Raw genomic sequence first — 14,211 nt, forward strand, 5'->3', positions numbered from 1 at the left:
ATGGTCGAGACCCGCCTGATCGACGGCAAGGCGTTTGCCGAGACGATGCGCGCCCGCCTCAAGGACGAGGTGGCGGCCTTTGTCGCCGCGACCGGCGTGACGCCGGGCCTCGCCGTGGTGCTGGTGGGCGAGGACCCCGCCAGCGCGGTCTATGTCCGCAACAAGGGCAAGCAGACGGCGGAGGCCGGCATGACCTCGATCGAGCACAAGCTGCCGGCCGACACCGCGCAGGACGACGTGCTGGCGCTGGTGCGGGCGCTGAACGCCGACCCGGCCGTGCATGGCATTCTCGTGCAGCTTCCCTTGCCCGCCCACATCGACGCGCAGGCGGTGCTCGCCACCATCGACCCGGCCAAGGATGTCGACGGCTTCCATGTGGTGAATGCCGGCCGGCTCGCCGTGGGGTTGGACGCGCTGGCGCCCTGCACGCCGCTCGGCTGCGTGATGCTGCTCAAGGACACGCTCGGCAGCCTCGCCGGGCTGGAAGCGGTGGTGGTCGGGCGCTCCAACATCGTCGGCAAGCCGCTCGCCCAGCTGCTGCTGCGCGAGGACTGCACCGTCACCATCGCCCATTCGCGCACCCGCGACCTGCCGGGCGTGTGCCGACGGGCGGATATTCTGATCGGCGCGGTCGGCCGGCCGGAGATGATCCGCGGCGACTGGATCAAGCCGGGCGCCACGGTGATCGATGTCGGCATCAACCGGGTGGCGGGCGCCGATGGCAAGAACCGGCTGGTCGGCGATGTGGCATTCAATGAGGCGCAGGGCATTGCCGGCGCCATCACCCCGGTGCCCGGCGGCGTCGGCCCGATGACCATCGCCTGCCTGCTCGCCAACACGCTGACGGCGGCACGGCGGCAGGTGGGGTAGAATTCGCCGCAACATTGAAGATGGGCCCACTCAGGACTACATTGATGTCATGAGCGCGAAGCGGCCGAACATTATGCGCGGAGGCTTCCAAAGCGGGGCAAAATCGCTTTCCGGGTCGACCTTGTCCCAAGCGGATAAGTCGTTGAAAGACGTTGGCCACACCATGGGCACGACAGCTGCGACTGGCGTGTCCGCAGAGATGACCAATGTCGATGAAACAACGCAACGCACGAACGCTGCGTTGCGTGAAGGCGGCATCGACTATCAGGTGCCGGCCGGCGGCGCCTTCGATGCGAAGGTTTTCACCACCGCCGCGCTTAAGCGCTGGAGGAAGGTTGCTTCTCGGCTTGCCGAATGACGCTCAACGAGCCTCGCTGGATTACCGTGGCGGAGGCGGAGGATGTTGCGCGCGCCGTCGTTGAGGAAACCGGCGAACCCTTCCTCATAAGAGACGGCGGATTGCTTGAATCGGCCGTTATGGCTGCGCGCAACCGTTGGCACTGCGAGGGCGAAGAAGACTTGGCGGAGCTGGGCCTCGGCACGGCGGTAGCCATTGAGCGCAATCATCCGTTCGAGCAGGGCAATAAGCGGGCGGCGTGGTTCTCAATGTTGGCCTTCTTCGCCTGCAATGGACTGGCGCTGCACAATGAGGATGACCCATCCCTTGCCGATCTCTTCGTCGAGGTCATCACTGGCGCCAAATCTCCTGAGGATCTGCTTGCCGCGATGACCGTCGTCGCTTTGGACTGAAAGCCCCCTCACACCCGCGTCATGCGGTTCCAGGCGTCGAGGCCGGCGATCTTGTAGGCCTCCGCCAGGGTGGGGTAGTTGAACGTGTTCTCGATGAAATAGTCGATCGTGCCGCGCAGGTTCAGCACCGCCTGGCCGATGTGGATCAGCTCGGTCGCGCCCTCGCCGACGATGTGGACGCCGAGCAGGCGGCGGGTCTTCACCGAGAAGATCATCTTCATCATCCCGTTGTTCAGCCCCATGATGTGGCCGCGCGAGGTCTCGCGGAAGCGGGCGATGCCGCATTCATACGGGATCTCGCGCTTGCGCACCTCTTCCTCGCTCATGCCCACGGTGGACATCTCAGGCACCGAATAGATGCCATAGGGGAAGAATTCCGGCGGGGGCGGCGGCTCCAGTCCGAAGGCGTGACAGGCGGCGACGCGGCCCTGCTCCATCGAGGTGGAGGCGAGGCTGGGGAAGCCGATGACATCGCCCGCCGCATAAATGTGCGGCACGGCGGTCTGCAGCGTCTTCGGCTCGACGCCGATGCGGCCGCGATGGTCGACGGCGAGGCCGGCGGCTTCGAGGTTCAGCCGGTCGGTGGCGCCGACGCGGCCGGCGGCGAACAGCAGCATGTCGGACTGCACGGTGCGCCCATCCGCCAGCTTGCACACCGGCCGCTCGCGCGCGTCCAGCGTGATCGAGGTGACGGCGGAACCGAAGCGCAGGGCGACGTTGCGGTCACGCAGCTCATGGACGAATTCCTCGATCAGCTCCTTGTCGATGAAATCGAGAAAGGTCGAGCGCGGCTCGATCAGCGTAACCGACACATCAAGCGCGCTGAAGATCGAGGCATATTCGACGCCGATGACGCCGGCGCCGATGACGGCGAGGCTGCGCGGCAGGCGGGGAAGGTCGACGATCTCGTCGCTGTCGAACACGCTCATGCCGTTGAACGGCACATAATCGGGCCGGAACGGGCGGGTGCCGACCGCGATCAGCACATGGGCGCCGGTGACCTTGTCGATCTCGCCCCCCTCGCCGGTGATCTCGATGGTGTGCGGGTCGAGGAAGCGGGCCTCGCCGCGCGCGGTCTTCACCGCGTTGCGGGCGAACTGGTGTTCCAGAACCTCGACCTCATGGTCGAGCGTCTTGTGCAGCCGCGCCATCAGATCGGCGGCGCCGATATCCTGCTTCACCCGGTAGGAGCGGCCGTAGAAGCCGCGCTCGCGCCAGCCGGAGAGGTTGAGCACCGTCTCGCGCAGGGTTTTCGACGGGATGGTGCCGGTGTGGACCGAGACCCCGCCGACGCGGCGGCCCTTCTCCACCACCAGCACCGACTTGCCGATCTTGGCGGACTGGACGGCGGCGCGGCGACCGGAAGGGCCGCTGCCGATGACAATCATGTCGAAATCGTACATGGAAGCGCGGGACCATTCTGCGGGCGGCAGGAAATTACCGCTCATCGATGCACGATGAATGCCAAGCCTCCATGACAGGGACGCCAGCCGTGCGGAAGGCATCGTGCCGGCGCACGCTGGCTCGGGGCTTGCTTTTGCTGGCGGAACGGGTCCCATCGCCGGGGCGAGCGGAGGGAACGGACGTGGTGAATGGCGGGCGGCGCAAAGCGGGCGGGACGGTGGAGGAGCCGGCCGAGGACCTGACGACCGGCTCGGGCGCGCCTGTGGTGCGCGAGCGCACGCTGGAACAGGCGCTGGGCCAGCATGTGCGGGCGATACGGCACGATCTCGACCTGACCGTCTCCGATCTCGCCAGCGCCGCCGGAATCTCGGTGGGGATGCTGTCGAAGATCGAGAACGGGCTGATCTCGCCCTCGCTCAGCACGCTGCAGGCGATTGCCGGCGTGCTCAACGTGCCGATCTCCACCCTGTTCACCACCTTCGAGGAGAAACGCGACTGCTCCTATGTGCCCGCCGGCGGCGGGGTGCGGATCGAGCGGCGCGGCACCAAGGTCGGGCACCTCTATGAGCTGCTCGGCCATGCGGTGGGCGGCGAGGTGGCGGTCGAGCCCTATCTGATCACGCTCAGCGAGGAAGCGGTGCCCTATACCGGCTTCCGCCATGCCGGGGTGGAGTTCATCCACATGCTCTCCGGCGAGGTGATCTACCGCCATGGCGAGCGCACCTATCACCTCCGGCCCGGCGATTCCCTGCTGTTCGACAGCGCCGCCACCCATGGGCCGGAAGAGCTGCTGGTGCGGCCGATGAGCTATCTCTCGATCATCATCTATCCCCGCGAGAGCGAGCGCTGAGCGCAACCTGCGCCGTGTCCGCCACCGTCATCCCGGACGGCCGCAGGCCGCGCCGGGATGACGACGTGATGGAGTGAGCCGAGCGAGGGCACGGCGGTTTTCTTCTAAAGAAAATATTATTCCTGGATTATTGACGCCCGCGCGGGCGGCTCCTAAAAGACTGGGCAAGGCCTTTGCGCCCTCTGCCCTCTCTTTTGCCTGCAGGAGTATTCCGCCATGTGCGGCATTGTCGGCCTGTTCCTGAAGCAGCCGAAGCTGGAGCCCGAACTCGGCGCCCTGCTTTCGCAGATGCTCGACATCATGTGCGACCGCGGGCCGGATTCGGCCGGCTTCGCCGTCTATGGCGCCGGCACCCCCGGCTTCGTGAAGCTCACCCTTCGCGGCCCCGCCGGCACCGATTTCGCCGCGCTGGGCGCGGAGATCGGCCACCCGGTGATCGCCCGCGACACCCATGGCGTGCTGAGCGTGCCGGTGGCTGAGGAAGCCACGGTCCGCGCCGCGCTCGCCCGCCTCGCCCCGGCGGTGAAGGTGGTCGGCGCCGGCGCCCGCATGGAACTCTACAAGGAAGTCGGTCTGCCCGCCGATGTCGCCAAGCGCTTCAAGCTGGAGACGATGAGCGGCACCCACGCCATCGGCCACACCCGCATGGCGACCGAGAGCGCCGTGACCACGGACGGCGCCCACCCCTTCTCCACCGGGCCGGACCAGTGCCTGGTGCATAATGGCTCGCTCTCCAACCATGCCGGCGTGCGCCGCCTGCTCGCCCGCGAGGGGCTGGAGGTGACGACCGAGAACGACAGCGAGGTGGCCGCCGCCTACCTCACCTACCGCATGCGCGGCGGCGACAGCCTGGGCGAGGCGCTGGAGCATTCGCTGGGCGACCTCGACGGCTTCTACACCTTCGTCGTCGGCACAGAGAGTGGCTTCGGCGTGCTGCGCGACCCGATCGCCTGCAAGCCGGCCGTCATGGCCGAAACCGACGATTACGTCGCCTTCGCCTCCGAATACCGCGCGCTCGCCGGCCTGCCCGGCATCGAGACCGCGCGGGTGTTCGAGCCGGAGCCGGCAAAGGTCTATTTCTGGGATCGTGCCGCATGAACCTCTCGCTGAAGCCTGCCACCGCCGAGGGCGAAACCTTCGTCGACCTCGCCACCACCCCCCTGCGCGAGCTGAACGGCGCCCTGCACAAGCTGGCGCCCGACACCAACCAGACGCTGTGGAAGATCGCCAACCCGGCCGGCCGCCACGCCATCGCCGCCGGGCTGGACGCGCCGATCACCGTCGAGATCGACGGGCCGGTCGGCTATTACTGCGCCGGCATGAACAAGCAGGCGCGCGTCATCGTGCATGGCAATGCCGGCGTCGGCGTCGGCGAGAACATGATGAGCGGGCTCATTCATGTGAAGGGCGATGCCAGCCAGGCCGCCGGCGCCACCGCCCATGGCGGGCTGCTGATCATCGACGGCAACGCCTCGGCCCGCTGCGGCATCTCGATGAAGGGCATCGACATCGTGGTGAAGGGCTCGATCGGCCATATGAGCGCCTTCATGGCGCAGGCCGGCACCCTCACCGTGCTGGGCGATGCCGGCGAGGCGCTGGGCGACAGCCTCTATGAGGCGAAGCTGTTCGTGCGCGGCTCGGTCGCCAGCCTAGGGGCCGACTGCATCGAGAAGGAGATGCGCGAGGAGCACAAGGCGATGCTCGCCGCCAAGCTGGAAGCGGCCGGCATCCTCGGCGAGGTCGATATCTCCGAGTTCCGCCGCTACGGCTCAGCCCGCACGCTCTACCATTTCCACGTCGACAACGTGTCGAGCTATTGAGGGCGCGATGACCGACCACAGCAACACCCCGCGCACGACACCGCGCTCTTCCGCCACCTTCGACGACTACACGCTCTCGGAAATCCGCCGCGCGGCGGCGACCGGCATCTATGATATTCGCGGCGGCGGCGCCAAGCGCCGGGTGCCCCACTTCGACGACCTGCTGTTCCTCGGCGCCTCGATGTCGCGCTACCCGCTGGAAGGCTACCGCGAGAAGTGCTCCACCGAGGTCGTGCTCGGCACCCGCTTCGCCAAGAAGCCGCTCGAGCTGAAGATCCCGATCACCATTGCCGGCATGAGCTTCGGCTCGCTCTCGGCCAATGCCAAGGAAGCGCTCGGGCGCGGCGCCTCGGCCATGGGCACCTCGACCACCACGGGCGATGGCGGCATGACCAATGAGGAGCGCGGGCACTCCACCCAGCTCGTCTACCAGTACCTGCCCTCGCGCTACGGCATGAACCCGGACGACCTCAAGCGCGCCGACGCCATCGAGGTGGTGGTCGGCCAGGGCGCCAAGCCGGGCGGCGGCGGCATGCTGCTCGGCCAGAAGATCACCGAGCGGGTGGCCGGCATGCGCACCCTGCCTGTCGGCATCGACCAGCGCTCGGCCTGCCGCCACCCGGACTGGACCGGGCCGGACGATCTTGAAATCAAGATCGAGGAACTGCGCGAGATCACCGACTGGGAGAAGCCGATCTATGTGAAGGTCGGCGCCGCCCGCCCCTATTACGACACGGCGCTGGCGGTGAAGTCCGGCGCCGATGTGGTTGTCGTCGACGGCATGCAGGGCGGCACCGCCGCGACGCAGGAAATCTTCATCGAGCATGTCGGCATTCCGACGCTCGCCGCCGTGCGCCAGGCGGTGAAGGCGCTGCAGGACCTCGGCATGCACCGCAAGGTGCAGCTGATCGTCTCCGGTGGCATCCGCAACGGGGCGGATGTGGCCAAGGCGCTGGCGCTCGGCGCCGATGCGGTGGCGATCGGCACCGCCGCGCTGGTGGCGCTGGGCGACAACGACCCGCATTACGCCGCCGAATATGAAGCGCTCGGCACCCGTCCCGGCGCCTATGACGACTGGCATGAGGGCCGCGACCCCGCCGGCATCACCACCCAGGACCCGGCGCTGATGGCCCGGCTCGACCCGATCGCCGCCGGAAGGCGTCTCGCCAATTACCTCGCCGTGCTGACGCTGGAGTGCCAGACCATCGCCCGCGCCTGCGGCAAGAGCCATGTGCACAATCTGGAGCCGGAAGACCTGGTGGCGCTGACCATCGAGGCCGCCGCCATGGCCAATGTGCCGCTGGCCGGCACCGACTGGATTCCGGGGCGGAACGGCGGATTCTGATCATCAACCCCGCGCCTCGGCGCGGGGTTTGCACGTCACGACGACCAACGAGCCCGAACGGGCCGGGGAACAGCGAAACCGGATTGCACCATGGCCAATGATCTCGCTCACGCCGCCAAAGAACTCGGCATCAAGTATTTCCTGATCTCCTATGTCGACCTGTTCGGTGCGCTGAGGGCCAAGCTGGCCCCGGCCTCCGCCATCTCAGGCATGCAGCGCTCCGGGGCGGGCTTTGCCGGCTTCGCCACCTGGCTCGACATGAGCCCGGCCGATGCCGACCTGTTCGCCGTCCCCGACGCCTCCAGCCTGATCCAACTGCCCTGGAAGCCGGACGTCGGCTGGCTCGCTTCCGACCTGGTGATGAACAACGAGCTGGTGGCGCAGGCGCCGCGCAATGTGCTGAAAGCCACCATGCTGGGCGCCGACAGCCTCGGCTACCAGATGAAGACCGGCGTCGAGTGCGAGTTCTTCCTCACCAATGCCGACGGCACCAAAATCTCGGATGCCGCCGACAACGCCACCAAGCCCTGCTACGACCAGTCCGCCCTGATGCGCCGCTACGAGGTGATCAAGGAAATCTGCGACTGCATGCTGACCCTGGGCTGGGGCCCCTACCAGAACGACCATGAGGACGCCAACGGCCAGTTCGAGATGAACTGGGACTTCGCCGACGCGCTTGTGACCGCCGACCGGCATGTGTTCTTCAAGTTCATGGCCCGCTCCATCGCCGAGAAGCACGGGCTGCGCGCCACCTTCATGCCCAAGCCCTTCATCGACCTCACCGGCTCGGGCTGCCACATGCACACCTCGCTCTGGGGGCCGGACGGCGCCAACCTGTTCGAGGACGAGACGGGCGAGCTGGGGCTTTCCGCGCTCGGCTACAATTTCATCGGCGGGCTGATCCATTCGGCCGACGCGCTGTGCGCCTTCACCAACCCGACGGTGAATTCCTACAAGCGCATCAACGCCCCGCGCACCGTCTCCGGCGCCACCTGGGCCCCCAACACAGTGACCTATACCGGCAATAACCGCACCCACATGATCCGCATCCCCGATGCGGGCCGGCTGGAGCTGCGCCTGCCGGACGGCGCCGCCAACCCCTATCTCGCCCCCGCCGCCATGCTGGCCGCCGGGCTCGACGGCATCCAGAACCAGCGCGACCCGGGCAAGCGGCTCGACATCAACATGTATACGGACGGCCACAAGGTGAAGGGCGCCAAGAAGCTGCCGCTGAACCTGCTCGATGCCATCCGCGCGCTGGAGAAGAACACCGTGCTGCGCAGCGCGCTGGGCGCGCCGCTGGTCGAGGGCTACACCAAGCTGAAGCACGAGGAATGGAACGCCTATTCCCGCCACCTCACCCAGTGGGAGCGCGACAACACGCTGGATATCTGAGCGGGCGGGCGGGCGGCGCCAAAGGCGGGGATGCAGCATTCCCGCCTGCCGCATGTCGGCTTGGCCTGCGGCCTGGCCGAAAGAGCGCTGTGTTTCGGCTTGATGCGCGTCAAGGTTGATGGACGGCAAATCAAGTTACCTCCAGCGAGGAGGACGCTTGATGACCCTTTATTCGAGCCAACACCCTACCCTCGTTCCGGACCGGAACAGGCGCGACGCACCGAAGCCCGCGTGGCGCACACCGGTCTGCCGGCTGGTGCCGCTGCCGGCGTCGACGCAGTTCGATTTGAGTTCCAACGGCGATAGTATGCTCCAGTCCTGATTCACGACAGGACGACCCGCGCCGCGCGGCCGGGCCGCTCCGCGCAAGCGGCGTTTCGCGCGGCCGGTCGCCCCTTCTCCATTTCGCCACCTACCCCGTGGGAGCTCGCCAACAGGCGGGAGATCCCAGCGGCGCGATTCGCCGGCCTCGGCGGGCGGCGATGGCTGCGCCTCACTCGCTGCGTTTCGGCTTGACGCCGCGCCAAGGCAATAGAACACTTACGAAATTACCTCTGACGCGGACCGAGCTTGATGACTCTTTCTGCGACCCAGCGCCCCGCCATCGTCCGGGCCACGGACACGCGCGACACCAACAAGCCTACATGGCGCACGCCGGTCTGCCGGCTGGTGCCGCTGCCAGCGTCGACGCGCATTGACGGGAGTATCACCGACGATCTTCTCGAGGTGTCCTGATTTCTCGGGCCGATGGCGTGCCGGCGAAAGACTCGGCCGGTGTCATGATCCTTCCGATTACGCCACCGAGACGGTAGGCTGCGCAATTCGAGCAGCGCTTAAGCGCTGGCGCGGGGAGCCTGCGGTTGAAGCATCACGTCCTCATTACCGGCACGGGCCGCGCCGGCACGTCGTTCCTGGTGCAATTGCTCAGCAATCTCGGCCTTGATACCGGCTACACGCCGGGGGAATTTCCGCTCGACCCGATCGCCCATGCCGGCCTCGAAGCTGACCCGCGCGACCCCGCCGCGCCCTATATCTGCAAGAACCCGTGGATCTGCGACACGGTCGAGGAGGTGCTGACCGACAGCTCGCTCCACATCGACCATGTGTTCATCCCGGTGCGGAACATCGAGGCCGCCGCCGCCAGCCGCGTTCATGTGCAGAAGGCCAATACCGGCAGCGAGGACATGCTCCAGCCCGTCGCCGGCGGGCTGTGGCATGTGGAGAAGGGCGCCGACCAGGCCGCGCTGCTGCGCCGCCAGTTCACCCGGCTGGTCGAACAGCTGGTGCGGTTCGACATCGGCATGACCTTCATCTGGTACCCGCGACTGACCGAAGATCCCGATTATCTCCGCGCCAAGCTCGCCGAGGGGCTGGACATGCCGGACCCGGCGATCTTCCGCGAGGTGTTCGCGCGCACCGTGCGCCCGGAATGGGTGCATCGGTTCGGCGCCGAGGACAGCACCGGCGCCCGCTGACGGCATGGCGCCGGCGCCGCGTTCACTCCCTGACCGCGATCACCACCACGGCGCGCTACTGGTATCATATTGACGCCGGGTCGCTGCCGGCAGATAAAATCCGGGTCACATCCACCGGACAGCCCAATGACGACATCTCCGCCATCGCCCGCTACTGCGGGCACCGACCGGAACAGCCGCGACACGAAAAAACCCGCCTGGCGCATGCCGGTCTGCCGGCCGGTGCCGCTGCCGGCATCGACGCAGGTTTCCGTGGTCGGCAACGATGATTCTATTACGAGTTCCTGATCGCTCCCGCCGATAGGAGCCAGGCGGAGCTGCGTGCTTCGGGGCCGCTATAGGCGCCACCTCGGCATGACAAGGTTTATTCCATCGCCCGCGACCACCGTCCTCCCCGGGCGAGGGAAGCGGATCGACGTCTTGCGCCTTCCCGACGTCGTGGAGGGCCGGGCCAGGCCCGGCCATGACGGTGCGCCCGATCCCGCGCCGAACGCCCTTCACTCCCGCACCGCGAACGGCACCACGTCGCGACGGTCAGGGTCCAGTGCGATCGAGCCGTCGAGCGTGCCGTGATTCAGCCTCCCCCGCCGGAACGGAGACCGCACAAGAAACCTGAGCAATGCCGATTCGCGGGCCTGCCGATGAAAGGCGATCATCCAAACACCTCTTGACGCGCGCGCCCGAACGATGGACGGCTATCCATTATCCCCGGTGTGGAGCGACTTTGATGACCCATGTCCTGAAGCCGCATCCCGCCCTCCCGAGCCAGGATACGGGCGGCACGACAAAGCCCGCGTGGCGCGGGCCGATGATCCGCCCCGTGTCCCTGCCGCTGGCGACACGGGGGGATGCCGGCCCCCTCAGCGACGGCATAACCGTGACGTCCTGAAGCCTTTCGCCGGCCGGCCGGAAAGGCCGCCGGCTCTCCCGACACCCTTGGCGGCGACCGCACATGTGCGAGGCGCCTGCCCCCTCACTCCCGCACCGCGAACGGCACCACGTCGCGGCGGTCAGGATCGAGCAGGATTTCGCGGTCGAGCGGGGGGAAGGCGCGTTCCGGGCAGGCGGTGCGCGGGCAGATGCGGCAGTTGACCCCGAGCGGCGCCACGGCGGCCGCCTTCAGGTCCAGCCCGTCGGCATGGACCAGCTCGCCGGCATAGGAAATCTCGCAGCCAATGCCGAGCGCGAAGCGGCGCTCGCGCGCGCCGTGGCGCAGCGCCGGCTTTGACGTGCCGCGCGCCAGGCAGAGATAGCGCGCCCCGTCCGGCATCTCGCCGAGTTGCACCAGCGTGCGGGCCGGCTGCTCGAACGCCTCGTGCACGTTCCACACCGGGCAGGCGCCGCCATAGCGGGCGAACTGGAAGCGGGTGGCGCTGTGGCGCTTGATGACGTTGCCGGCGCGGTCGACTTTCAGGAAATAGAACGGCACCCCCTTCTCGCCCGGCCGCTGCAGGGTGGACAGGCGGTGGCAGACCTGTTCCAGGCTCGCCCCGGTCATGGCGGCCAGCCGGTCGAGATCGTGCCGCGTTTCGCGCGCCAGCCGGGCGAAGCGGCGATAGGGCAGCAGCAGCGCGCCGGCATAATAGTTCTGCAGCGACAGCCGGCAGACCTCGCGCGCCGTGGTGCTGCGCAGGCCCGCCTCCAGCACATGGTGGTCGATCAGCTCGCTCTGCTCGAAGCGGGCGAGGAGCGCGGCGAGGCGGAAGGCGCGGCTGGCGGGATCGAGCGTGCGCGCCAGTGTCGCCACCCGGCGGTGGCGGTCATAGGCCAGCAGCGGCGCGTCGAGCTGGGCGGAAGCCGTCATCTCCACCGCGATGGCGTGGCTCTGGCGCAGATGTTCCACCAGCACCGCCACCGCGTCGTCGCGGCCGAACAGGTCGAGCGCGGCGTTGCGTTCCTCGCCGGCCCGGTCGAGGCCGTCGACGTAATTGTCGATGTAGTGGAAATGGTCGCGCACCTCCTCATAGGGCGCGAGGTTGCGCGCCTCGTCGGGCGGCGCGGCGCCGTCCACCTCGCGCGCCACCGACACCACCGCGTCGTCCTGGGCGGCGCGCCGCTCCTCCAGCCGGCGCAGCGCCCCGTGCAGGCGCAGGAAGGCATGGGCGAAGGCGGGGGCGTGGGTGGTGGCGTTCTTCAAATCCTGCAGGCTGGGCTCGATACCGCGAAACACCGGATCGGCCAGCGCCTCGCGCAGATCGGCGACGATGCGGTCGAGATCGTCGGCGCCGAAGCGGGTGATGTCGAGATCGAAGACGCGACTGATGGCGAGCAGCACGGCGGCGGTGACCGGGCGCTGGTTGCTCTCGATCTGGTTGATGTAGCTCGGGGAGAGCGCCAGCCGCCGGGCGAAATCCATCTGGGTCAGCCCCAGCCGCTCGCGCACATGGCGCACCGCATGGCCGGCGAAGACTTTCTTGGACATGATCGCGTCTTCCTTGCCGCCCGCTTGCGAGAACCACCCTTCGAGGCCCGGCGTGCCGCCAAGCACCTCAGGATGACGTTGCGCCTGCGGACCGATTGAGGATGACGGCGGGCGGGTGGAGCGCCCCCCGTCATTTTTGTGAAAATTTTACAACTTCACGATCCGCATTTTCACAGCTTATGTTTTCCGCTGCAAGCGCCTAGAACGGTTGCAACGGTCCGCATAAAGGCTGGGGGAGCGCCATGAAGCCTATTCTCGACGAGCTCGAACAGCGCCGCGCCGGCGCCCGGCTCGGTGGCGGCGAAAAGCGCATCGCGGCCCAGCATACACGCGGCAAGCTCACCGCGCGCGAGCGGCTGGAGCTTCTGCTCGACACCGGCTCCTTCGAGGAATTCGACACCTTCGTGCAGCACCGCTGCACCGATTTCGGCATGGACAAGGCCGAGAAGATCCCCGGCGACGGCGTCGTCACCGGCTGGGGCACGGTGAACGGGCGCAAGGTGTTCGTCTTCGCCAAGGACTTCACCGTGTTCGGCGGCTCGCTCTCGGAAGCGCACGCGGCCAAGATCACCAAGATCCAGGACATGGCGCTGAAGGTGCGGGCGCCGATCATCGGCCTGTTCGATGCCGGCGGCGCGCGCATCCAGGAAGGCGTGGCGGCGCTGGGCGGCTATGGCGAGGTGTTCAAGCGCAACGTGCTGGCGTCCGGCGTCATCCCGCAGATTTCCGTCATCATGGGCCCCTGCGCCGGCGGCGATGTCTATTCCCCCGCCATGACCGACTTCATCTTCATGGTGCGCGACACGAGCTACATGTTCGTCACCGGCCCGGAGGTGGTGAAGACCGTCACCAATGAGAGCGTGACGGCGGAGGAACTCGGCGGCGCCAAGGTGCACACGACCAAGTCCTCGGTGGCCGATGGCGCCTTCGAGAACGATGTCGAATGCCTGTTGCAGATGCGCCGGCTGATCGACTTCCTGCCCGCCTGCAACCAGTCCGGCGTGCCGGCGTGGCCGAGCTTCGACGATGGCGAGCGGCTCGACCCCTCGCTCGACACGCTGGTGCCGGAACACCCGAACAAGCCCTATGATATGAAGGAGCTGATCGCCAAGGTCGCGGACGAGGGCGATTTCTTCGAGATTCAGGGCGCCTTCGCCCGCAACATCCTCACGGGCTTCGGCCGGGTGGAGGGGCGCACGGTCGGCTTCGTCGCCAACCAGCCGATGGTGCTGGCGGGAGTCCTCGATGCAGATGCATCGAGAAAAGCCGCAAGGTTTGTGCGCTTCTGCGATGCGTTCGAGATCCCGATCGTCACCTTTGTCGACGTGCCCGGATTTTTGCCCGGCACGGCGCAGGAATATGGCGGGCTGATCAAGCACGGCGCCAAGCTGCTGTTCGCTTATTCGCAGGCGACCGTGCCGCTGGTCACCGTCATCACCCGCAAGGCCTTCGGCGGCGCCTATGACGTGATGGCCTCCAAACACATTGGCGGCGACGTGAACTATGCCTGGCCCACCGCGCAGATCGCCGTGATGGGCGCCAAGGGGGCGGTGGAGATCATCTTCCGCGCCGATATCGACGACCCCGAGAAGATCGCGGCGCGCACGAGCGAATATGAGCAGCGCTTCCTCTCGCCCTTCGTCGCGGCCGAGCGCGGCTATATCGACGAGGTGATCACCCCGCGCTCGACGCGAAAGCGCATCGCGCGGGCGCTGGCGATGCTGGCCTCGAAGAAGGTCGAGGCGCCGCTGAAGAAGCACGATAATCTGCCGTTGTAGGCGCTTCCCGCCGGAGCGCCGTCATCCTGAGGTGCGAGCGATGAGCGAGCCTCGAAGGATGCCGAACGGGAGCACGAGACGAACCATCCTTCTAGGCCCGGC

General features: G+C 67.3%; 14 protein-coding genes. 11 read left to right on the top strand and 3 right to left on the bottom strand.

Translation table 11 applies throughout. The features are described 5' to 3' along the window. The 3 genes from folD to BLO63_RS05125 are packed head-to-tail and all read left to right on the top strand — an operon-like array spanning position 1 to position 1,620. The gene (gene folD / locus BLO63_RS05120) at positions 1 to 870 is read left to right on the top strand and encodes a bifunctional methylenetetrahydrofolate dehydrogenase/methenyltetrahydrofolate cyclohydrolase FolD (protein ID WP_091437339.1); all 870 of its coding nucleotides are present in this window, start codon (positions 1 to 3) and stop codon (positions 868 to 870) included. A gap of 49 nt (positions 871 to 919) precedes the next feature. After that, positions 920 to 1,228 (top strand): hypothetical protein, encoded by a 309-nt coding sequence (locus tag BLO63_RS20905; RefSeq protein WP_143007051.1) that lies wholly within the window; start codon positions 920 to 922, stop codon positions 1,226 to 1,228. Next, on the top strand, positions 1,225 to 1,620 hold the full coding sequence (locus BLO63_RS05125) for a type II toxin-antitoxin system death-on-curing family toxin (RefSeq protein WP_143007052.1): 396 nt from the start codon (positions 1,225 to 1,227) through the stop codon (positions 1,618 to 1,620). Before BLO63_RS20905 ends, BLO63_RS05125 begins: the two co-directional genes overlap by 4 nt. Before the next feature lie 8 nt (positions 1,621 to 1,628). On the opposite strand, the gene sthA is transcribed toward BLO63_RS05125, so the two are convergent. Further along, the gene (gene sthA, locus BLO63_RS05130; RefSeq protein ID WP_091437341.1) at positions 1,629 to 3,023 is read right to left on the bottom strand and encodes a Si-specific NAD(P)(+) transhydrogenase; all 1,395 of its coding nucleotides are present in this window, start codon (positions 3,021 to 3,023) and stop codon (positions 1,629 to 1,631) included. Positions 3,024 to 3,205: 182 nt separating this feature from the next. Here sthA and BLO63_RS05135 point away from each other — a divergent pair, with 182 nt between their 5' ends. The 7 genes from BLO63_RS05135 to BLO63_RS05160 all read left to right on the top strand — a co-directional run bounded on the left by BLO63_RS05135 (position 3,206) and on the right by BLO63_RS05160 (position 9,909). After that, positions 3,206 to 3,874 (top strand): helix-turn-helix domain-containing protein, encoded by a 669-nt coding sequence (locus BLO63_RS05135; RefSeq protein WP_091437343.1) that lies wholly within the window; start codon positions 3,206 to 3,208, stop codon positions 3,872 to 3,874. 216 nt (positions 3,875 to 4,090) lie between these two features. Further along, positions 4,091 to 4,972 (top strand): class II glutamine amidotransferase, encoded by an 882-nt coding sequence (locus BLO63_RS05140; protein ID WP_091437346.1) that lies wholly within the window; start codon positions 4,091 to 4,093, stop codon positions 4,970 to 4,972. Continuing rightward, positions 4,969 to 5,694, top strand: coding sequence for a GltB/FmdC/FwdC-like GXGXG domain-containing protein (locus BLO63_RS05145; RefSeq protein ID WP_091437349.1), 726 nt, complete (start codon positions 4,969 to 4,971; stop codon positions 5,692 to 5,694). The genes BLO63_RS05140 and BLO63_RS05145 overlap by 4 nt, the downstream gene beginning before the upstream one ends. 7 nt (positions 5,695 to 5,701) lie before the next feature. After that, positions 5,702 to 7,039, top strand: a complete 1,338-nt coding sequence (locus tag BLO63_RS05150) for an FMN-binding glutamate synthase family protein (RefSeq protein WP_091437353.1) — start codon at positions 5,702 to 5,704, stop codon at positions 7,037 to 7,039. 90 nt (positions 7,040 to 7,129) lie between these two features. Further along, positions 7,130 to 8,434, top strand: a complete 1,305-nt coding sequence (glnT, locus tag BLO63_RS05155) for a type III glutamate--ammonia ligase (RefSeq protein WP_091437355.1) — start codon at positions 7,130 to 7,132, stop codon at positions 8,432 to 8,434. Between the two features lie 573 nt (positions 8,435 to 9,007). After that, entirely contained in the window at positions 9,008 to 9,169 is a 162-nt protein-coding gene (locus BLO63_RS21065; protein ID WP_162841766.1) for a hypothetical protein, read from the top strand. 125 nt (positions 9,170 to 9,294) lie between these two features. Next, positions 9,295 to 9,909 (top strand): hypothetical protein, encoded by a 615-nt coding sequence (locus tag BLO63_RS05160; RefSeq protein ID WP_091437359.1) that lies wholly within the window; start codon positions 9,295 to 9,297, stop codon positions 9,907 to 9,909. A gap of 497 nt (positions 9,910 to 10,406) precedes the next feature. Here the strand turns inward: BLO63_RS05160 and BLO63_RS21070 are convergent, their stop codons facing one another. Together BLO63_RS21070 and BLO63_RS05165 are read right to left on the bottom strand one after the other, a co-directional pair. Continuing rightward, positions 10,407 to 10,565, bottom strand: coding sequence for a hypothetical protein (locus BLO63_RS21070; RefSeq protein ID WP_162841767.1), 159 nt, complete (start codon positions 10,563 to 10,565; stop codon positions 10,407 to 10,409). A gap of 317 nt (positions 10,566 to 10,882) precedes the next feature. Beyond that, positions 10,883 to 12,331, bottom strand: coding sequence for a helix-turn-helix domain-containing protein (locus tag BLO63_RS05165; RefSeq protein WP_091438721.1), 1,449 nt, complete (start codon positions 12,329 to 12,331; stop codon positions 10,883 to 10,885). Positions 12,332 to 12,573: 242 nt separating this feature from the next. Between BLO63_RS05165 and BLO63_RS05170 the strand changes: the two genes are divergently transcribed. Further along, on the top strand, positions 12,574 to 14,109 hold the full coding sequence (locus BLO63_RS05170; RefSeq protein WP_091437364.1) for an acyl-CoA carboxylase subunit beta: 1,536 nt from the start codon (positions 12,574 to 12,576) through the stop codon (positions 14,107 to 14,109). Positions 14,110 to 14,211 lie beyond the last annotated feature (102 nt).

It is taken from the genome of Ancylobacter rudongensis, from assembly GCF_900100155.1.
Taxonomy (GTDB): Bacteria; Pseudomonadota; Alphaproteobacteria; order Rhizobiales; family Xanthobacteraceae; genus Ancylobacter; species Ancylobacter rudongensis.